General features: G+C 64.1%; 13 protein-coding genes and 1 pseudogene. 11 read left to right on the top strand and 3 right to left on the bottom strand.

Annotation, left to right across the window (positions count from 1 at the left end; all coding sequences use genetic code 11):
* The first annotated feature begins 1487 nt into the window (after positions 1–1487).
* From JDV76_RS05455 to JDV76_RS05440, 4 genes are read left to right on the top strand one after another with little or no spacing between them, the layout of a single operon-like run.
* The gene (locus JDV76_RS05455; RefSeq protein ID WP_198735874.1) at positions 1488–2147 is read left to right on the top strand and encodes an NUDIX hydrolase; all 660 of its coding nucleotides are present in this window, start codon (positions 1488–1490) and stop codon (positions 2145–2147) included.
* A 47-nt stretch (positions 2148–2194) separates the two neighbouring features.
* Complete coding sequence (gene nadA / locus JDV76_RS05450) at positions 2195–3532, top strand: quinolinate synthase NadA (protein WP_198735873.1); 1338 nt, start codon at positions 2195–2197, stop codon at positions 3530–3532.
* A 2-nt stretch (positions 3533–3534) separates the two neighbouring features.
* On the top strand, positions 3535–4407 hold the full coding sequence (nadC, locus tag JDV76_RS05445) for a carboxylating nicotinate-nucleotide diphosphorylase (protein WP_248141043.1): 873 nt from the start codon (positions 3535–3537) through the stop codon (positions 4405–4407).
* A complete protein-coding gene (locus JDV76_RS05440; RefSeq protein ID WP_248141034.1) occupies positions 4404–5561 on the top strand; it encodes a cysteine desulfurase family protein in 1158 nt (385 codons plus the stop codon). Before nadC ends, JDV76_RS05440 begins: the two co-directional genes overlap by 4 nt.
* Positions 5562–5598: 37 nt before the next feature.
* On the opposite strand, the gene JDV76_RS05435 is transcribed toward JDV76_RS05440, so the two are convergent.
* Positions 5599–6576 (bottom strand): bile acid:sodium symporter family protein, encoded by a 978-nt coding sequence (locus tag JDV76_RS05435; RefSeq protein ID WP_248141032.1) that lies wholly within the window; start codon positions 6574–6576, stop codon positions 5599–5601.
* Positions 6577–6957: 381 nt separating this feature from the next.
* On the opposite strand from JDV76_RS05435, the gene JDV76_RS05430 reads away from it, so the two are divergent.
* The 5 genes from JDV76_RS05430 to JDV76_RS05410 all read left to right on the top strand — a co-directional run bounded on the left by JDV76_RS05430 (position 6958) and on the right by JDV76_RS05410 (position 14537).
* On the top strand, positions 6958–9900 hold the full coding sequence (locus JDV76_RS05430; RefSeq protein ID WP_198735872.1) for an FAD-binding and (Fe-S)-binding domain-containing protein: 2943 nt from the start codon (positions 6958–6960) through the stop codon (positions 9898–9900).
* A gap of 33 nt (positions 9901–9933) precedes the next feature.
* The gene (locus JDV76_RS05425) at positions 9934–11412 is read left to right on the top strand and encodes an SDR family oxidoreductase (protein ID WP_198735871.1); all 1479 of its coding nucleotides are present in this window, start codon (positions 9934–9936) and stop codon (positions 11410–11412) included.
* 249 nt (positions 11413–11661) lie between these two features.
* Positions 11662–13023 carry an MFS transporter gene (locus tag JDV76_RS05420; RefSeq protein WP_198735870.1) on the top strand — a complete coding sequence of 454 codons (1362 nt, stop codon included), beginning with the start codon at positions 11662–11664 and terminating at the stop codon, positions 13021–13023.
* Between the two features lie 127 nt (positions 13024–13150).
* Positions 13151–13840: a DedA family protein gene (locus JDV76_RS05415; RefSeq protein WP_232958930.1), complete on the top strand. Its 690-nt coding sequence runs from the start codon at positions 13151–13153 to the stop codon at positions 13838–13840.
* A 31-nt stretch (positions 13841–13871) separates the two neighbouring features.
* Positions 13872–14537 (top strand): histidine phosphatase family protein, encoded by a 666-nt coding sequence (locus JDV76_RS05410; RefSeq protein ID WP_198735869.1) that lies wholly within the window; start codon positions 13872–13874, stop codon positions 14535–14537.
* Between the two features lie 5 nt (positions 14538–14542).
* Here the strand turns inward: JDV76_RS05410 and JDV76_RS05405 are convergent, their stop codons facing one another.
* On the bottom strand, positions 14543–15883 hold the full coding sequence (locus JDV76_RS05405; protein ID WP_198735868.1) for a class I SAM-dependent methyltransferase: 1341 nt from the start codon (positions 15881–15883) through the stop codon (positions 14543–14545).
* A 229-nt stretch (positions 15884–16112) separates the two neighbouring features.
* On the opposite strand from JDV76_RS05405, the gene JDV76_RS05400 reads away from it, so the two are divergent.
* Positions 16113–17525, top strand: coding sequence for an NAD(P)/FAD-dependent oxidoreductase (locus JDV76_RS05400; RefSeq protein WP_198735867.1), 1413 nt, complete (start codon positions 16113–16115; stop codon positions 17523–17525).
* Positions 17526–17646: 121 nt separating this feature from the next.
* Here the strand turns inward: JDV76_RS05400 and JDV76_RS05395 are convergent, their stop codons facing one another.
* On the bottom strand, positions 17647–18240 hold the full coding sequence (locus JDV76_RS05395; protein WP_198735866.1) for a class I SAM-dependent DNA methyltransferase: 594 nt from the start codon (positions 18238–18240) through the stop codon (positions 17647–17649).
* Positions 18241–18443: 203 nt separating this feature from the next.
* Here JDV76_RS05395 and JDV76_RS05390 point away from each other — a divergent pair.
* Positions 18444–20708, top strand: a pseudogene (locus JDV76_RS05390) (bifunctional hydroxymethylpyrimidine kinase/phosphomethylpyrimidine kinase).
* Positions 20709–20954: the final 246 nt, after the last annotated feature.

The following is a 20954-nucleotide window of genomic DNA, read 5'->3' as shown; positions in this document are numbered from 1 at the left end:
GGGACCGTTCGGACTGCTCAGCGTGCGGGGACCCGCTCGCGGTGCGGTGTGGGCGGCTGCGGAAATCCAGCCGCAGGCGACAGCTGGGGAAGCTCTGACACATCACACCGCCCGGCACATTTGGGTGCTAGGTCGTCGCTACGTCGCTGTATGCGCCAGTCAGAGCATTGGAGTGTTTAATCTACCATTACGGAACTCTAGTGCAGTGCCAGGCTGTTCCATTCAGACATTCAATTGTGCCGCACAATCCAGTCCCCCCGGCAACAGACTCAACCGGAGATCCGCTAGGAAAATGCCAGCGAACACGACCCAATCAACAGCCGAAGCACAGGAACACGCCAGTTATTTGATAGCCACTCAGGAATTGTCTCCTGCGGTCTCGATCGCATTTTCGCAAATACGCTCGCCGCACCACATCCCCCGCCCATTCAGACGTAAGGATATTCCATCACTTTTCGGGAACAGCTGTTTGTTCGATCAGCATCCCACAGATACATCGATGATAACTCCTCAACGACCCCCGCCTTGCCATTTGACTGGACCAGATCCTTCGGGACATTTTGTCGGGTGTTTAACCATGAGCATATAAGCTACCGGAACATGAAGACCGTCCACTGACTCTTGAAACGGTGATTTCACCCGCACTTTTCACAGCAGTTGGTGGGTGTGAAACCATGCAGCGGGCTGCGCTTGCGGCCGCAATTTCCTTCAGGGATCGGTTTTATAGCCCTTCTCCCGTATTGGTGAGAACCTGAGCCAGATTTAGCGCGCTCAACGTTGCAATTATCAGTGCTGTCAGATTGGGACCAATTGACATATCAGATAAAAGCCATGAAAAAATCAAAAATTTACGCAGGCAGTTACCACGGACAAGGCAATGAATTTTTTATTCGATTTACCGCCACCGCACACTCCCCTTGCGGACCACTTTTTGTCCAGGCCCAGGAATTGATGCATTGTTCTTGTTTCTTTCTTCCCGAAGAAGGTGAATAAATTATAAGGGTGGTGTCAAGATATCAGGAAACATGACCGAAATACTCCCCTTCCCCACTCCTGCACCCACCCCGTCGGCCGCCCGACATCAGGCGAATTACCGCCCCCTGCCAGCTATCAGGCAATTCGAACATCGAAGCTCAGCGGCGATGAGACGCGAGGTGCATGAGAGCCTCAGGCGACATGTCCATGATCGAGGCGGGTGGTGATCGCTTCGCGGAGGGTGTGGCGGTGACAAGGCGGCTTTCGCGCTATGCCTGCAATTCGAGCGTGTCGGGGTCGCCGCCGATGTCACAGACCCGAGCATACTGGGCCGGTGTCACGAGCGGCCCGCCAAAAAGGTGATTCCGGCCCCGAACCGGAAGACCGAGCCGCCAATGATGCTCTTTTTGTACCAATCCGCGATCCCCACCACCCTTTAGGTCGATTTGACTGTAAGCTAATTAACACCGCTAAAGGTCATTCTGACCAAAAGACTGACGACAGGAGGAACGGTGCCCGCGCCCGACACCCGACTGGCTGTATCCACCGTGATCTTCGCGCTTCGCCCGGAGCCCGAAGCCACACCATCCCTGTGGACCCCCTTCGTCAGACGCACCCGCGATCCGCATCTCGGTCAATGGGCACTGCCGGGAGGCTGGCTCCCCGCCGATGAGGGTCTGGAGGATGCCGCGTCCCGCACGCTCGCGGAGACCACCGGCCTCCGCCCCAGCTATCTCGAACAGCTCTACACCTTCGGTGACGTGAATCGATCCCCCACCGGCAGGATCGTCTCCGTCGTCTACTGGGCCCTGCTCCGGACCGACGAAGCACAGCACGCCGGGGAACACGAGAATGTCCGGTGGTTTCCCGCCGGGGATCTCCCCGACCTCGCCTTCGATCACCTGGAGATCGTCGACTACGCACTCGACCGCCTGCGAACCAAGGTCGAATACTCGGCCATCGCCCGGTCATTCCTCGGCGACACATTCACCCTCACCGAACTACGGCACGTCCACGAGGCCATCCTCGGACATCCCCTGGACCCCGCGAACTTCCGTCGCTCGATAACCTCCTCCCCCGACCTCATCGACACCGGACAGGTGCTCACCGGAACACCCCACCGGCCGCCCAAACTCTACAGCTACCGCACTCCGGGTTCAGCCCGCCCGTAGTACCGCACCGACCACCCAAAACCGAACGACCAGAGGACCGAGACATCATGCCCACCCCAGAATCAACCGGCCTGCGCGAACCAGCTTCCGTGGATCGGACGCTACAACTGATCACGGCGGGTGCCCGCGCCGGATCCTCCTGCAGCAGTGCACTCACCGAGGACCCCTGGGCATTCGACTCCATGCCCGGGTACGGGCCCGGCGCATCAATGTCGGATCCGTTCCCCAACGACGCTCCCCGCCAGGGCAGTCTGCCACCCGGGTACCGGAAGGCCACCGACGAAGAACTCCACGATCGGATCCACGCGGCGAAAGCGGCGCTCGGCGAGAAGGTCGTCATCCTCGGACACTTCTACCAGCGCGATGAGATCGTGCGGCACGCCGATTTCGTCGGCGACTCCTTTCAGCTCGCGAACGCGGCACGGAACCGACCCGCCGCGGAGGCCATCGTGTTCTGCGGCGTCCACTTCATGGCGGAGACCGCGGACATCGTCTCAGCGCCTCACCAGAAGGTCATTCTCCCAAACCTCGCCGCCGGCTGTTCAATGGCGGACATGGCCGAACTTGATGCGGTCACCGACTGCTGGGAGCAGGTGGAGGAGATCTTCGACTCGGCCACCGACCGCGACGGTCGCGTCCCGGTCATCCCGGTCACCTACATGAACTCGTCGGCGGCGTTGAAGGCATTCGTCGGTGAGCACGGTGGCATCGTCTGTACGTCCTCCAACGCCGACGCGGTGCTGGAGTGGGCGTTCGAGCGCGGTCAGCGCGTCCTGTTTTTCCCAGACCAGCACCTCGGTCGCAACACCGGGCGTGCCCGGGGAATCCCACTGGCGCAGATGCCCCTCTGGAACCCGAACCTGCCGCTCGGCGGAAACACCCGGGAGCAACTCCTCGAAGCCAGGATCCTGCTCTGGCACGGTTTCTGCTCCGTCCACCGGCGATTCACCGTCGGCCAGATCAACCGTGCCCGCGCCGAATATCCGGATGCCCAGGTCATCGTGCACCCGGAGTGCCCGATGGAGGTCGTCGACGCCGCGGATTCCGCGGGCTCCACCGACTTCATCGTCAGGGCGATCAACGCCGCTCCCCCGGGGTCGGTGTTCGCGATCGGCACCGAGATCAATCTCGTCCAGCGGTTGGCCGCCGAGCACCCCGAGCACACCATCTTCTGCCTGGATCCGGTGGTCTGCCCGTGCTCGACCATGTACCGGATCCACCCGGGGTATCTCGCGTGGGTACTGGAGTCCCTCGTAGAGGGTGACACCGTCAACCGCATCACCGTCGCCCCGGACACCGCCGAAAAGGCGGGGGTCGCCCTTGAACGCATGCTGTCCGTCGCACCCCGCCCGACGGCCGGATCAACCAGTGGAAAGGGGAACTGACCGTGTATCCGACGGCAGCTCAGATCAACGGGATCATCGACAACGCCCTCAGCGAGGACGCCCCGTGGGGCGACCTGACCTCCGAGACGCTGATACCGGTCGACGCCCGTGCGACCGCGACGCTCACAGCCCGTGAGGACGGGGTGTTCTCGGGCGGCGCGGTATTCACCGCCGCCTTTCTGCGCGTCGATCCCGGTACACAGGTCGATGTCCGGGTGGCGGACGGCGCCGTCTTCTCCTCCGGTGAGGTTCTCGCGGAGGTGTCCGGCTCCGCCAGGTCGGTTCTGCGTGCGGAACGGATCGGTCTGAACTTCGTGCAGCGTATGTCGGGGATCGCCACGCTCACCTCGCGGTACGTGGCCGCCGTGGCCGGTAGCGGGGCCCGGATCGTCGACACCCGCAAGACGACCCCAGGGTTGCGCCTGCTGGAGAAGAAGGCCGTCCGGGACGGTGGCGGCCACAACCACCGGGCCACGTTGTCCGATGCGGTCATGGTCAAGGACAATCATCTGGCGGTCCTGCTCGCCGAGGGTGTCTCGGTGACCGGGGCTCTCCGGGCGGCGCGTTCCCGGCTCCCGCACACGACCCACATCGAGGTGGAGGTCGACCGCGTCGACCAGATCCCGGATGTCCTCGCGGCAGGTGTCGACTCCATCATGCTGGACAACTTCAGCCTGGCGCAGCTTCGGGAGGGCGTGGCCCTCATCGGCGGTGCGGTGGTCGTCGAGGCCTCGGGGCAAGTCAGTCTGGACACGGTCGGAGACATCGCGGCGACCGGGGTGGACGTGATCTCCGTCGGTGCGCTCACCCACGGCGTCCGGTCCCTGGACCTGGGGCTCGACGTGACCGTACGACCCTCCGGGGACGCCCGGTGAGCGGTCCGGACCTGATCTACCTCGATCACGCCGCCACCACGCCACCACGTCCCGAGGCACTGCGTGCGATGTGGCCGTTCCTCACCACGGAGTTCGGCAATCCGTCCAGTCACCACGAGGTCGGCGAAGCCGCGCGGGCCGGGCTCACCGCGGCCAGGTGTGCGATAGCCGACACACTGGAGGTGCGCCCCGAGGAGCTGATATTCACCTCCGGAGGCACGGAGGCGGACAACCTCGCGGTCAAGGGCATCGCCCTCGGTGCCGCCTGCGGAGGGCGATCGGCCCGTGTGGTCACCACTCCCCTGGAACACAGTGCGGTGTCGGAGAGCACCGCCTACCTGGACAGGTTCCACGCCATCGGGACGGACCGCCTGACCTGTGATGGAACGGGGCTGGTTGATCCGGAGGAATTGGATGCTCTCCTCCGACCGGGCACGGCCCTGGTGTCGGTTCAGGCGGCCAACAACGAGGTGGGTACGGTGCAGGATCTCCGGGCGCTGTCCGCGGTGTGCCGGAGGCACGGCGTCGCACTGCACACCGATGCAGTGCAGGCCGCCGGGCAACTGGACATCCGGCCGTCGGTGCTCGGGGTGGACGCGCTGTCACTGTCGGCGCACAAGCTCGGAGCGCCGAGGGGAATCGGATTGTTGTGGCTCCGCTCGTCCCTTCCCGTGGAGCCCGTGATCCACGGTGGTGGCCAGCAACGGGGCCGCCGTTCCGGTTCGGAGGATGTGGCCGGCGCCGTCGCCCTGGCCACGGCCCTGGTCTCCGCGGAGTCGGAACGCGCATCGACGGCCGAACGGATGACGCGCCTGCGGGACGGGTTCATCGGGCGGGTGCTGGCGACGGTTCCCGGTGCACGGCTGACGGGTCACCCGACCCGTCGGCTGCCCGGCAACGCTTCCTTCACGATCGACGGCGTGAACGGCGAGACCGTACTGATTGAGTTGGAACGGCGCGGAATCATCTGTTCGTCGGGTTCGGCCTGCGCCGCGGGATCCCAGGACCCATCACCGGTCCTGATCGCGATGGGCGTCGGGGAGAATCTCGCCCGCACCGCACTCCGGTTCAGCCTGGGACGGGAGACCACCGACGCTGATCTCGCGGCGGCGGCTGGGGCGCTGGCGGCCGTGGTCGAGGTCCTCCGGTCCTAACCGACCCTGCGGCAGGGTGTGCGGCGTCCCTCGGGGGTCAGTCCCTGACGGGCATACGGCGCACGATGGCGGCGTAGAGCGCTCCGGAGACGTTGGCCCAGATGGCGGCGATGGCGCCGGGGATCGCGGCCTCGGGGCTGAAGAACTGGGTCGCCATCGCGGACGCCAGGCCGGAGTTCTGGGTGGACACCTCGATGGCCGTGGTCCGGCACGCGGCGGTCTTCTGACCCAGCAGCTTCGGGGCGTAGTAGCCGACGACGTAGCCGAGGAGGTTCTGGATGATCACGCCGAGCAGGACGACGAGCCCCACCACCGCGAGTTTGTCGGCGGACAGTGCGACGACGACCATGAGGACCATTCCGATGGTGCCTATGGACAACCACGGGAGAACCGGGAGAATCATGTTGACGAAGCGGTCGAAGAACACCCTGAGGATGAGACCGAGGCCGACCGGGATGAGTACCGTCTTGACCAGTGACCAGGTCATTCCCCCTGCGTCGACGTCAGCCTGGGCGTCGGCGAGATAGAGCATGAGCATCGGGGTGACGATCGGTGACAACAGCGTCGAGACACTGGTCATGGCGACGGACAGTGCGACGTCCCCCTTGGCGAGATAGGCGATGACGTTCGACGCCGTGCCGCCGGGGACAGATCCGAGCATGAGGAGGCCGACCGCCACCTCCGGTCCGAAGTTGAGTGCCTTGGCGACCACGACGGCGGACAGTGGCATAACGATGTACTGGGCGACGACCCCGAGGAAGATCGGCCAGGGTCGTTTCACCACCGTTCCGATGTCGGGCAGGGTGAGGGTGAGCCCCATGCAGAACATGATGACCATGAGTCCGGGCGAGATCCAGGACTTCAGCGGGATGAACGTGTCCGGCATGAGATAGGCGATGAATGCGCCGATGATGACGACCGCCGGGAACGCGAGTACGGCGAGCGTCGCCGAGCGTTCCTCCATGTCGGCCGTCTCGGGCGGATGCGGCGCACTGTGACTGTCCAGAAGGGACACGGTATTTCCTTCCACTGGTGATCTCTTCGCGGTGTCCGACGGTACGGGCACGGTATTAACCCACCGCGCGGTATGTCCGCGGTGTGGTCGTGCTCCGGGGCCGGGGTGACGGCGTGTCCGGTGGACGTCAGCTGCGGGTGCGGGGTGTGGCACCGGCTCTGCAACTCCGAATCACGGTAGTGGACCGATCACCGTCACCTGAACAAACCACCCCAAAACCACCCCCTTAAATTACCCCCAACGCAGTTCCCGACATGGTTTCATTTTTCCGTTCGTGGGGGCGCATATCCACATAAACCAAGGTCAGCCTAATTCTCTCGGACCCTGAGAGTCGTCGGAGTGTGATGCCGAATGTCATTTCATGCGCGTTAGACTTCATCCATGAACAAGCTGCTGACCCCGGATCCCAGTCGTATCGGGCGGCCCGAGGGCGCCGTCCCACAGCCGGACGCCGTACCCGCCGACCGCGTGAACGGTGCTCCCGCTCCCCTGCTCAAGGCACTGCAGACGCTCCTCGGCGAGGAGAACGTCTCCGGCAGGGTCAGCGACCTCATCCGCTACGCCTCGGACGCCAGCCCGTACCGCACCGTCCCGCAGATCGTGGTTCGGCCACGCAACGCCCACGACCTCGCGAGACTCATGCGTTTCGCGTCCCGGAACGACCGGAAAATCACGTTCCGGGCCGCCGGAACCTCCCTCAACGGGCAGGCCATGAGCGAGGACATCCTCGTCGACGTCAAGACCCACTTCACCGGTATGGAGGTACGCGACGGCGGGAAGCGCATCTGGTCGCGACCGGGTGTCGTCCTCGGGGACGCACAGGCGGTCCTCGCACGGCACGGCCACATGATCGGCCCCGATCCGGGTTCGACGTCCGTGTGCACCATCGGCGGCGTCCTCGCGGACAACGCCGGGGGAATGCGCTGCTCCCTCGAACGGGACAGTTACCACACGTTGGAGGAGGCCACCTTCGTCCTCCCCTCGGGCACAATCGTCGACACCACGGACCCCGACGCGGGGGAGAAACTGGCGACCGCCGAACCCGAACTCGTCGCCGGTCTACTCGCGCTGCGTGACGAGATCCGCCGGGACGAGGAGCTGGTCGGTTTCCTGCGCAGGAAGTTCTCCATCCGGAACACCAACGGACTGCGCCTCGACGCTTTCCTCGATGAGGACACCCCCGTCCGCATCCTCATGCGCCTGATGGTGGGGTCCGAGGGGATCTTCGGCGCGATCACCGAATCCGTGATCCGCACCATCGAGCTGCCGCGGTACAAGGCGGTCGCCTGGGTGATGCTCCCCGACCTGCGGCAGGCGGCCTCCTATGTCGCGCCACTGATGGACACCGGTGCGCAGGCCTGTGAGCTGCTCGTCGCTCCGGTGCTGAAGCGCTCCGTCGACAACTTCCGCGAGGCTCCCGCCGAGTGGGCGGACATCGACGACAACACCGCGGCACTCCTCCTAGAGGTCGGCGGGACCTCCGAGGAGGAGCTCGAACGGGCGATCGCCGCGGCCCAGGACGTCCTCGCCGATGCGGAGCTGCTCTCCCCGTTGTCCTTCGACCGCACACCGGAGGGCCAGCGCGGTGCGTGGAAGATCCGGAACGGCCTCTTCGGGCTGATCGGTGGGGATCGCCCGCAGGGCACGGCCCTGATCACCGAGGACGTCTGCTTCCCGCCCGCCGAGGTCGGACAGGGGGCCGCGGATCTTCTGGACCTGCTCTCCAGCTACGGCTACCCGGAGATGGTCATGGGCCACGCCGCATTCGGCAATCTGCACTTCTTCCTGCTCCCCCGCCTGGACGACGACGGGGAGCGCGCGCACTACGCGAATTTCCTCGATGATCTCGCCCGACTCGTCATCGACGAGTACCAGGGGTCGCTGAAGGCCGAGCACGGCACCGGCGTCAACATGGCTCCCTTCCTTCTGCGCGAGTGGGGTGAGCACGCCTGGGAACTGATGTGGCGGGTGAAGGAACTCATCGATCCCCGCGGCATTCTCGCCCCGAACGTGAAGCTCACCCGGAGCCAGGACATCCACCTCCAGCGATTCAAGTCCTTCCCCAGGGTCGAGGACGAGATCAACGCCTGTGTGGAATGCGGCTTCTGCGAACCGATCTGCCCCTCACGGCACGTCACGGTCACCCCGCGGCAGCGCATCGTCCTGCGAAGGGAGATGGCCCGCCAGCCCGAGGGAAGCGAACTGCTGGCCAAACTCCAGCAGGAGTACGAGTACGACGCCGTCGAGATGTGCGCCGCCGACGGGACGTGTGCCGTGGCGTGCCCGATCAGCATCGACACCGGCAAGGTCATGAAGATGTTCCGCGCCGCCGAACACGACGGCACCGCCGAGCACATCGCCTTGGGGACGGCACGCAACTTCCGGCACTTCGAGCGGGCGGCCCGGGGCGGGGTGAAGGCCGCGGAGCTTCTCGACGGTGTCGCCGGAACCGGCGCGCTGCGGGGCGTCGCGAACGCGGGCAGGGCGGTGATCTCATCCGACATCCTGCCAACCATTCCGGGAAAGCTGCCGCACGCCGCATCCCGGAGGATGCCGGTCACCGAGCGTGAGAACGCCAGCGCCGTCTACTTCCCCGCCTGCATCAACCGGATCTTCGGCCGCCCCCACGGCGCGCCGTCGGACCAGCTGGAACTCCCGCGCGCCATCGTGGAACTCGGCCGCAGGTCGGGTCGACCGGTGTGGATCCCCGGCGACGTGGAGGGCAACTGCTGCGGCACGCCATGGTCGTCGAAGGGCTACACCAGGGGGTTCAAGGACCGTGCCCGGGCCATAGCCACCGATCTGTGGCGATGGACCAACGGTGGTGCGCTGCCTGTGGTCGTCGACGCCGCGAGCTGTACACACGGGCTCTTGGAGCAGGTTCCCGGGGCCCTCGACGGTGAGCTCGCGGAGAACTTCTCCCGGATCCGGATCCTGGATGTCGTCGACTGGTTGCGGGATGATGTCGTGGACGGACTCACATTCACCGATTCGATGGGGAGGGTCGCGGTTCACCCCACCTGCTCGACCACCCACATGGGGCTCAACGACGATCTCGTCGCCCTCGTCCGGAGGGCCGCCGATGAGGTCGTCGTACCGGACAAGGCGACCTGCTGCGGTACCGCCGGTGACCGTGGCCTGCTGCACCCGGAGCTGGTGGAATCGGCCACCCGTGAGGAACGCGCCGGACTCACGGGGCACTTCGACGCGTTCGTCTCCGACAACCGGACCTGCGAGATGGGGCTCGAGATGATCGCGGGTAAGCCCTATCAGAGCGTGGCGTGTCTCCTGGAGAAGGCGTCGCGCCCCGTGATCACCCCCTGACTCGCAGTTCTCTATATTGATATCATTAACGGAATGGACACCTGCAGACTGGAACCACGTTCGATTCTTCTCACCGGAGCAACCGGCTACATCGGTGGGCGGCTCGTCCCCCGGCTCCTCCGAGCCGGGCACCGGGTCAGTGTCCTTGTGCGCGATCCCGAACGGCTCACCGGGGTGCCGTGGGCCGGGGAGGTCAAGGTATTCCGCGGCGATCTCAGTGACGCGGAATCGCTGCGCGGCTGCTGCGACGGCATCGACGTGATCTACTACCTCGTCCACTCGATGGGCGAAGCGGATGCCTTCGCCGAAGTGGAACTGGACTGCGCCCGTTCGATGGTGCGTCTCGCGGAGGCGGCGGGAGTCGACCGCATCATCTACCTGTCGGGGCTCCGCGACCCTCGTAGGTCTTCGTCCCACATGGATTCGCGCCACGCCGTCGGCGACGCTTTCCTCGAATCGGACCTCACCGCGGTAGTGCTGCAGGCCGGAATAGTTGTCGGATCAGGTTCGACCTCGTTCGAGATGATCCGGCACCTCACCGACCGACTGCCGGCGATGATAACGCCACGGTTCGTCCACAACAGGGTCACACCGATCGCGATCGACGATGTTCTCTACTATCTGACCGCATCGGCGACGGCTGATTTCCCCGGATCACGGACCTGGGACATCGGCGGCCCCGCGAGCCACACCTACGGCGAGATGATGAACGGATACGCCCGGATCGCAGGGCTGCGGCAACGCCCCATGATCCCGGTTCCTGTCTTCACCCCCCGCCTCGCCTCGCACTGGGTCGGGGTGGTCACGCCGGTTCCCGCCGGAATCGCGAAACCGTTGATCCAGTCCCTGGCGGTCGACGCAGTGGTCAGCGAACGGGATATCGACGGGGTGATAGCACAACCAGACGGGGGACTCACCGACTACCCGGACTCGATTCGCCTCGCGCTGTCCGACATCGACTCGGATTCTGTCGAGACATTCTGGACGGACGACCGCACGACTGCCGCCGAACCGCTCCCGAGCGACCCCGAGTGGACCGGAAGGAAGGTGTTCGTCGACGAACGCACGCTCACCACCACGGCGTCCCGCGAGAACCTATTCTCGGTCATCGAATCGGTTGGTGGTAAGAACGGCTGGTACTCAGTTCCACTACTGTGGCGAATTCGTGGAGTTCTCGACCAGTTCGCCCAGGGGCCGGGACTTATCCGTGGACGAAGATCTCCGAACCGCCTTCGGGTGGGGGACGTCCTCGACTGGTGGACCGTGGAGCAGATCACCCGGCCCGAACGCCTCCTTCTCCGAGCTGACATGCGCGTTAACGGTGACGCCTGGTTGGAACTCCGCGCCGACGAGGACGAGACGGGGTCGGTCTTCTACAACCAGCGCGCGATCTTCTTCCCGAAGGGTCTCACAGGACTCGCCTACTGGTACTCGATACTCCCCTTCCACCAGTTCATATTCCCGACAATGGCCCGCAACATAGTCAGGGAGGCGGAGAAACGATCGGGATGACCGCACCGGGGAATACGGACGGGGGCAGACGGTCCCGTTTCTGAGAGTTGACCATACGGGCTATACCAAAAAGTGGGAGTGGTGTTCCACGTGTTGGACTTTATGGCTTAAGGTATTGTCTGGCGATCGCGGAACAACCACCGCAGTACCCGTACGCCTCCACCACACGACGCCCTCCCCCACACATCCGTAACACCACCGGATGGGAGCCCGTCGATGCTCCTCAAGTACGAAGGACTGATCCCAGTCATGCCCGAAACAACCACCACGACCCCCACCAGGAAACCGGCCTTCGACCGGCGCACGCGACGCCGGATCGTTATCGCCTCACTGGTGGGAACAACCGTCGAATTCTACGATTTCTACGCTTACGCAAGCGCTGCCGTAGCGGTCTTCCCCTACCTGTTCTTCCCCGCGAACGAGGACCACACCGTTGCGCTCCTCGCCTCTTTCGCAACCTTCGGACTCGCCTTCCTGGGCCGTCCCCTCGGTTCGGTTCTGTTCGGTCATTTCGGCGACAGGATCGGCAGGAAGGCCACTCTCGTGGCATCGCTACTCACCATGGGCATCGCGACCTTCCTCATCGGTATCCTACCGACCTACGCGATGGCGGGCGTCCTCGCGCCCGCACTGCTCGCGCTCATGCGCTTCTGTCAGGGACTGGGTCTGGGCGGCGAATGGTCCGGCGCAGCACTGCTCGCGACAGAAACAGCCGAAGAGGGCAAGCGTGCGTGGGCCGCGATGTGGCCCCAACTCGGAGCACCCTTCGGATTCCTCGCCGCCAACGGACTCTTCTTGATTTTGGTGAGCACACTCGGACATACCAACGGCGACACCACCGGTGCTTTCATGACATGGGGCTGGCGTATTCCCTTCCTGCTATCAGCGGTCATGGTCGTCATCGGCCTCTACGTCCGTTTCAAACTCGAGGAAACCCCGGTTTTCACCAGGGCTGTCCAGAGCGGCAAGAAGGTAAACGCTCCAGTCGCCGAGGTGTTCCGTACGTCCTTCCGTCCCCTGGTACTCGGAACATTCATCATGGTCAGCTGCTACACGCTCTTCTATCTCGTCACCACCTGGGTCCTCTCCTACGGGATCGGCCCACGGGAGAAGGGACTAGGACTGGGGATCAACTACACCGATTTCCTGAAGATCCAGCTGATCTCCATCTTCGCGTTCATCGTCGGCATCGTCTTCTCCGGACGGCTGGCGGACTCCCGGGGCCGCCGCCGAACGCTGAGCATCGTGTCACTGTTTATGATCGGCTTCGGTCTGGTCTTTCCGCTATTCCTGAGCCCCGACACTGCAACCACCGGGAGTACCCTCGCGTTCCTGACCATCGGCATGTTCATCATGGGGTTGATCTTCGGCCCCATGTCCGCGGTTCTACCGGAGCTGTTTCCCACCAACGTCCGGTACACCGGCTCCGGAATCGCTTACAATCTGGCATCCATCCTCGGAGCGGCGATCGCCCCCTTCGTCGCCACCGCACTGGTCGCGGCATTCGGTGTGGCATCCGTCGGTGCTTACCTGGTCGTGGTCTCAGTGATCTCCCTCATAGCGATCCGCTGCATGCACGAGACCCGGTACGTCGATATGACGGAGATCTAGAACACGGGTCCGGGTACATCAGCGCCGGTCCTTCGGAAACGCCCCGGGTAACGTCGCCCGGAATCGTGTCGTATCATCAGAGGGACAGCCACCTCGAAGGTGGATCGATTCCGTTGCGTCTCATAGCATGGAACAACTGATGGAGAGCGGGTGGCCGGTAATGTTCGACGTGGACACACTGGTCAACTCGTTTGGGTTGCTCGGCATACTAGTTGTCATTTTCATGGAGACCGGGCTGCTCATCGGCTTCATCTTCCCCGGGGACACGCTGCTCTTCACGGCGGGCATCATGGCCCACGCGGAAAACTCTTTTGCACCACTGTGGGTCCTACTCATTGGGATCCCGCTCGCCGCGATACTCGGCGACCAACTCGGATTCCTCATAGGTCGACGGTACGGCCCCAGGGTGTTGGATTCGCAGGCGATGAAGTGGATAGGTCCCGAGGCTGTCGAACGTACCAACCACTTCTTTGATCGCTTCGGGCCTGCGACGGTGACCCTCGCTCGGTTCGTCGCCGTCATCCGTACCGTGACCCCCGTGATCGCCGGATTCTCATCCATGCCGCACCGGACGTTCACCTTCTATTCGGTTATCGGCAGTGTGCTGTGGGGCGCGGGGATCACCTCGGCCGGGTATCTTCTCGGAGAGGTTCCCGTCGTACAGGAGTACATGCACTGGGTCATCGTCGTCGGTGTCTCTCTCGTCTTGATCCCGATGCTCATCAAAGTGGCGTCACTGATTCGACACTCGCGCCGGGAGGTCGGAGCAGAACACAGCGGTACTGAAAAGCTCAGGACTCGTACACCGCCACGATGACTCTGAACTAGTTCCACACGAGGAGGAAACGATGACCGGACGCCTGATTCTGGTCCGACACGGTGAGACGACAGCGAACATCCGGCATGCGCTGGATACCCGCCCCCCGGGAGCTCCCCTAACCGAGCGCGGCCGGAACCAGGCCACCGAGGTGGGCCGACGACTCGCCGACATAGTCGGTGCACGCCATGGCGATCCCGGTCGGCTCACAGGAGTACACACTTCTGAAGCGATCCGCGCGAGGACTACCGGTGCGCTACTCGTCGAGTCCCTCGAGATTCATGCTGGGCTCGCCCCCGGAAGCGTACCGATGTCAATACGTCCGGGCCTTCAAGAGTTCTCCGCCGGAACACTCGAGGACCTCACCGACATGACGTCGATCGAGACGTTCCGGGCAGCCCATTTCGCGGCGCTCTCAGGCGATCCCACGGGGATGACCCCGGGCGGCGAGAACATCACCACGTTCCTCGGCCGCTACCGGTCAGTCATCGACAACGTCGTGCTGCGGGAGATGGCCCTGCAGCCGTCCGGCGACGCGATAGTCGTCGCCCACGCCTCAGCCATGCGGTTGTTCGCGCGCCACGCCACCGGGATCGCCATCGAGAAGGCGTATCCGCTACCGAACACGGGGCTGATCATCATGGAACCCGGCGATGCACCGTTTGGGCGGTGGCGGCTCATCTCCTGGGACCATTGACGACGCTAACGGCGTAGTGGTCTCCGGGAGGTTGCGGTGATTTGTACCGCGTCCAACCAACCCAACCGGAACATCGCCTCCATCAGCGCGAGTTGGTAGTCCCACAGACGCCGGAACACAATGTCGAAACCGGCGGCTGCCGCACTGCGCTCATTTGCGGCAAACACTTCCCGTTGCAGGCGCAGAGTGGTCTCGTAGTGGGAGGCGAAATGCGCCTCGGCGATGATCCGCAGGTCCGTGGATCTGTCCACGGCACGGTGCAGATCCTCCGTGGTGATGTGCTCAAGCGCCGGCCAGATATAGGCCCGCAACGCGACGAGAGCATCCCGCCCTGCCCGACGCATGCCGTCGGTGGAGACGACACTCTGAAGTGCCACGTACCCACCGGGAGCGAGCATCTTTTCCACGGCGCGGAGATAGTCCAATCGACCGGAGGAACCGAGAACCTCGATCTTCTCGACGCTCACGAGTGCGTCATACCTGCCGCTCCAGTCCAGGTGTGTCGGGATCGGGGTGTCCGTCACCGTGACATGCACGCGACCACCATCCCGACCCCGGTCGAGTAGTTCCCGGACGGTTCCGGCGAGCTCCGGATCAGCCGTCAGACAATCGACGGTGGCGCCCCGTCGCGCTGCGGCGAGTGCCATCGTCCCCCCACCGCAGGGAAACTCGACGAGGTCCGTCCGCGCCCGGACACGTGCCGCATCGAGCAGCGCTTCCGCGGCCCGCTGCTGTGCCGGGCCGAGATCCGCACGTTCGACCGCCACCGGAGGTGCGAGCGTCGTGACGTCGACGAAATGGCTGGATGGCTCACTCCCCCGACCTGCACCACGGACGAAGCTCCGCACCGAAGTACGGACCGTCGTCGGAACTCCGGAGGAGAACCTGGCACCGAAGGCCGACATTCCGTCGCCGGAAAAGAGCCGGACCAGATCCCCGGGAAGCTCCCCTCCGGCGTAGCCGCCCGATACAACGGACCTCGGTGCTCCGGCTCGGAACCTGCCGCGTGGAGCGAACCCGCATTCCAGGAGACCGGCGAGACTCGTCACCAGGTCGCGGCTCCGCCACTCTCCGGCCATGTATCCCTCGGCCAACCCCAGCCAGCCGCTGTCCGCAAGCCGCAGAAACAGCTCCTCATTCTCGACAGTCAGGTCGGCACCACCCGGCGCCTCCGGGTCCAGGCTGATACCCGCGGTGGCGCAAGCCGCCGCGAACCGGGATTCCGCCGCAGATGCCTGGTACCGCACGATCCGGTTGTCCGGAACAAGTGCGACACCGGGCCACCTGGAGGCATCGACGTGGAGGAGATGGGCGGGGGTGTACCCCCCGGATGCGGGGCCGGGCATGGGTCTGACTACTTCCGTTTTCGTTGGGTTGGGCGGTTGGTTCACCGGAGCCGGGTGGAGCGCCGAATAAACGTGCGCCGATAGTATCCCGCCGCTGCCTGCGGTCTCCGCAGACAGCGCCCCGCGAGCCGGGGTGATGTGATTTATCCGACAACGTACTACGATGAAGCACCGTACTGCCGCAGCCTCCTCCTGCGGCCCAGATCCTCATCCAGGAGACAACACCTATATGACTGACAAGCCTTTCCGTCCCGAGGGCGGCCGCCACCATGTCGTCGTCATCGGCTCGGGCTTCGGTGGCCTGTTCGCCGTCCAGAAACTCGCGGACGCGGACGTCGACGTCACTCTGATCGACCGCACCAACCACCACCTCTTCCAGCCGCTGCTCTACCAGGTGGCGACCGGAATCCTCTCCTCCGGTGAGGTCGCCCCGTCCACCCGTCAGATCCTCAAGGACCAGGACAACGTCCACGTCGTCAAGGGCGAGGTCACGGACATCGACGTCAACGGGAAACTGGTCACAACCAGATTGGGCGACTTCGAACGCGAATACGCCTACGATTCCTTGATCGTCGCCGCCGGCTCGAGCCAGTCCTACTTCGGTAACGATCACTTCGCCGAGTACGCACCGGGTATGAAATCCATCGACGATGCCCTCGAGCTCCGGGCCCGAATCATCGGCGCCTTCGAGCGCGCGGAACTGTGCACCGATCCGGTCGAGCGTGAGCGCCTGCTCACCTTCGTCATCGTCGGTGCGGGGCCCACGGGCGTCGAGCTCGCCGGACAGTTGGCCGAGATGGCGCACCGCACTCTCAAGGGCGAGTATTCGAACATCAACACGGAAAGCGCGAGAATCGTTCTCCTCGACGGTGCACCGCAAGTCCTGCCCCCCTTCGGCAAGCGGCTGGGCCGGAACGCACAGCGCCAACTGGAAAAGCTGGGCGTCACTGTACGACTGAATGCCATGGTCACGGACGTCGATGAGGAGGCGGTCACTTACAAGTCGATGGTCGACGACTCCATCGAGAAGATTCCCGCCTTCTGCAAGATCTGGTCCGCCGGTGTTCAGGCGTCTCCGCTGGGCAAGCTCGTCGCTGACCAGTGTGGCGTCGAGGCGGATCGTGCCGGTCGTGTCCCCGTGAATCCCGACTGCACCGTCGGTGAGCACAGGGATGTCTTCATTGTCGGCGACATGATGTCACTGAATAAGCTCCCGGGTGTCGCCCAGGTCGCGATCCAGGCGGGCGAGTACTCGGCGGAACAGATCATCCGGACCGTTGAGGGCATCCCGGTATCCGAGCGTGAGCCCTTCGAGTACCACGACAAGGGTTCCATGGCGACCGTATCTAGGTTCTCGGCCGTCGTGAAGATCGGCAAGGTCGAGTTAACCGGTTTCTTCGCCTGGATCCTCTGGCTCGCTATCCACCTGATGTTCCTCGTGGGCTTCCGGAACCGTTTCGTCGCGGCCGTATCCTGGGGACTGAACGTGCTCTCACGCAACCGCTGGCAACTGGCAACAACCCGCCAACAGATGCATGCACGAACCGCACTCGCGAAGCTACGCGATCTCGCCGGTGAAGGCGACGACCTGATCGAGGTCAAAGACACGGCCCGCTTCAACGGCAAGACCGATAAGGCCTGATCACCTCGGACTGCTGATCTCCCGCGGCACCGTGCAACGGCCGGCCGCACCGGATAAATCACCGGTGCGGCCAGCCGTTGTCCGTGGTTTCTGTGGAGGTCCCACGACCCTGTAGCCGCCGCTACACGTCCTGGTGGACCAGCACTGTGACCATGAAGTCGGATTCCGCGGTGAACGGATCGATTTCCCAGGTTCCCCACCGGTGCTGGGGAACCAGACCGGCTTCGGCAGCATCGGCGATGAACTCGTCGAACCCGTAACCACGCCCCGAACCGAATCCGATGACCATCCGGCCGTTGTCGGCCAGAACCCCAGCCAGCGCCCGGAGAGCGGCGACCCGGCCGTCGGCAGGCAGGAAGGTCATGACGTTTCCGGCGGAAACGATAAGGTCGTACTCCCCGTCCGGGATGTCACCGCCGGTGAGGTCCCCAACCTCCCACCGACTATCCGGAAAATCCCTCTCGGCGTATCCGATCAGGACGGGATCCAGGTCCACTCCCGTGACCTGATGCCCACGCGCAGCGAGCACGCCCCCGACGCGACCTGTACCGCACCCCGCGTCCAGGATCCGGGAACTGCGGTTTCGGGCGAGGGCATCCACCAGACGGGCTTCACCGTCGAGATCGCGGCCCTGGGCGGCGAATGTGCGCCACCTGGCCGCATACTGTTCAGAGTGGTCGGGGTTGACTGCGAGAACTTCTTTCCACGTGGGCATGGGTTCCACGCTACCGATTCGGGGGCGGACGATCTGAGCTTCGCCGGAAATAGGACAACAAGGGTGCCCTAACACACAGAACTAGCGGCGTGTTACCCTCGGCAAACCAACCACCGATACTGGGACCGGTCCTCGACCGATCCCATCTCTGACGGCGAGGAGTTGCAGTGACCGGTCGCACCGAAACCCACCGGGGGCTCTGTCTGGCCACCGATCCCTCGATGCTGGTATCCACCGAAAAGGTGTCGAAGATCCTCACCGAATCTGTCCGGGCCGGTGTCAACATGATCCTGGTGCAGGACAGAACAGCCAGTGACGCGGTGTTCGCGGAGCAGGCGTTGAGGATCCGCGCGGAGGTGTCCCGGGTGATTGCCGAGCCCGGTCCGCACACACCGTTCCACGTTCCTGTGTTCGTCCATGACCGGTTCCGGGTCGCACTTCGGCACGGTTTCCATTTACTCCTTCAGCACTCCGACATCGACTACCTCGAGGCTCGACGCCGGATGCCCGGCGACCTGATGATCGGCGTGTCAATCGATGAACCCGACGCACTCGAGACTCTCGCCACCAGCTGCTCCCGTTTCGGTGTCCGGATCCCCGACGTGATCGGGATCGGCCCCGTGTGGTCGACGGATGCGCGCCGACGCCAGGTTCCTCCACTCGGACCGGAAGGCGTTGATGCCATCGCCCGGGCAGCGGCCACAGCAGGTGTGACGACTATCGCCGTCGGGGGCATCACTGTCGGGAACGTGGATAAACTCGGGGCTACCGCGGTCGACACCATCTGTGTCTCCTCGGCACAGATGGGCGCCGACGATCCGTTCATGACTGCACGCACCCTGCTCACCCTATTTCGTCCCGCAGAAATCCGTCCGAGTTGACCACCAGGAGAATACGACGTGTCCCCAGCTCTACCCCGAGTTCTGTCCATAGCCGGCACCGATCCCAGTGGCGGCGCCGGTATCCACGCGGATCTGAAGTCCATAGCTGCCGCAGGCGGATACGGCATGGCCGTGACGACCTCGCTCGTCGCACAGAACACGCAGGGGGTACGGGAGATCCACACACCGCCACTGAGTTTTCTAACCGCGCAGTTGGACGCCGTCTTCGACGACGTCGACGTCGACGCAGTGAAGATCGGGATGCTCGGTGACGCGGCGACGGTCGACGTGGTGCGCGGCTACCTCGCTGCAAAGCGGCCCCCGTGGATCGTGCTTGATCCGGTGATGGTGTCCACCTCGGGGAACAGACTGCTGGACGAAGACGCCGAATGCGCCCTCCGGGAGTTCGTGCGGGACGTCGACGTCGTCACCCCGAACATCCCCGAGCTGGCGGTTCTATGCGACACAGATCCGGCAGAGGACTTCCCCGGAGCGGTCAAGCAGGCCCGCCTTCTCGCCGCAGAGACGGGGACATCCGTGGTGGTCAAGGCGGGGCACCTGACCACGGCCGAAGCGGGGAATGCCCTCGTCAGCGCCGACGGGCATGCGCACACGGTCTCGGCACCACGACACGACACCTCCTGCACCCACGGAACCGGGTGTTCCCTCTCCTCCGCACTAGCAACCCGACTGGCGGAAACGGGGGACGCGGACCTAGCCCTCGAGTGGGTGACCGGCTGGCTCAACGAAGCCATCGAACACGCACATCGGCTGGAGGTCGGCCACGGACACGGCCCCATCGATCACGGCCACCGAGCCCGTCGTCTCGCCCGAGCGGCCGACACCACCCCGTGGCGGCACCTCACCGGCCCCATGCCGTCCGGAGAAGCCCCCGAGTCACTGGTGTTCGCAACGGATCGCACCGCGCCCACCCCCCACGTCGCCCCGGCCGGCCCCTGGACCGCCGCACTTTGGGCTGCCACCGGAGACATCTGGACAGAGATCATGAATCTCCCCCTCATCACCGGACTACAGATGGGTAGCCTCCGCGAGGACTCATTCACGTTCTACCTCGACCAGGACGCCCACTACCTCGATGAATACGCCCGGGCCCTGGCTGCACTGGCAGTCAGGGCCCCGGACACCGGGGACCGAATCGCCTGGGCCCAGAACGCCGTCGGCTGCATCATGGGCGAGGCCGAACTCCACCGGGCCTGGCTCGCGGACCGTGAGCGGATCGGCGGGCCATCACCAATCACGAGCGCCTACACCGATTTTCTCCGCGCAAACACGCTTGGTGAGGACTACGTTGTCGGAGCGGCGGCGGTCCTTCCCTGTTTCTGGCTGTACGTCGAGATCGGCCTCGCGCTGGCGGAACACAACCACGCGGAGCATCCGTACCACGCCTGGTTGACCGAGTACGCGGCCGAGGAATTCGTCGCGGAGACACGCGCTGCCGTGGAACGGGTGGAGCGTGCGCTCGCCGCAGCCTCGCCGGACCAGCGCGCCCGGGCAGCCCGCGCATACCTCAGTGCCTGCGTCCACGAGCGGGAATTCTTCGATCAGGCGGACAGATTCGGAATGTAAGTATTCCGGGTCATCCGGACACTTGCTGGACCGAGTTTGGATAACCGGTCGAGCTCATGAAATTCCAGATAGGTTAAAACCAAACTTGCGCCAGAGCAACAACAACCAGCTCTGTTGGTAGTTTTGCTCCAGAATATCTTCGAAGTCCTCGTACCGCCGTATACGTACATGACGACATGGGCGCATTGCCCTATCCTGACTGTTTCCATCCCATCGCCACAACATGCCAAGAAACTAAGAATACCT

This window comes from Corynebacterium marambiense (assembly GCF_016342275.1).
Taxonomy (GTDB): Bacteria; Actinomycetota; Actinomycetes; order Mycobacteriales; family Mycobacteriaceae; genus Corynebacterium; species Corynebacterium marambiense.
The sequence above is the reverse complement of the archived record's forward strand: the minus strand, read 5'-3'. Positions and strand labels throughout refer to the sequence as shown.

Bases quoted from the DNA above. Each gene is read 5' to 3' on its own strand.
- nadA (WP_198735873.1), top strand. From the start codon at position 2,195: ATGCCCACCCCAGAATCAACCGGCCTGCGCGAACCAGCTTCCGTGGAT.
- JDV76_RS05405 (WP_198735868.1), bottom strand. From the start codon at position 15,883: ATGCCCGGCCCCGCATCCGGGGGGTACACCCCCGCCCATCTCCTCCAC.
- JDV76_RS05395 (WP_198735866.1), bottom strand. From the start codon at position 18,240: ATGCCCACGTGGAAAGAAGTTCTCGCAGTCAACCCCGACCACTCTGAA.
- JDV76_RS05425 (WP_198735871.1), top strand. From the start codon at position 9,934: ATGGACACCTGCAGACTGGAACCACGTTCGATTCTTCTCACCGGAGCA.
- JDV76_RS05410 (WP_198735869.1), top strand. From the start codon at position 13,872: ATGACCGGACGCCTGATTCTGGTCCGACACGGTGAGACGACAGCGAAC.
- JDV76_RS05430 (WP_198735872.1), top strand. From the start codon at position 6,958: ATGAACAAGCTGCTGACCCCGGATCCCAGTCGTATCGGGCGGCCCGAG.
- JDV76_RS05400 (WP_198735867.1), top strand. From the start codon at position 16,113: ATGACTGACAAGCCTTTCCGTCCCGAGGGCGGCCGCCACCATGTCGTC.
- JDV76_RS05420 (WP_198735870.1), top strand. From the start codon at position 11,662: ATGCCCGAAACAACCACCACGACCCCCACCAGGAAACCGGCCTTCGAC.
- JDV76_RS05415 (WP_232958930.1), top strand. From the start codon at position 13,151: ATGGAACAACTGATGGAGAGCGGGTGGCCGGTAATGTTCGACGTGGAC.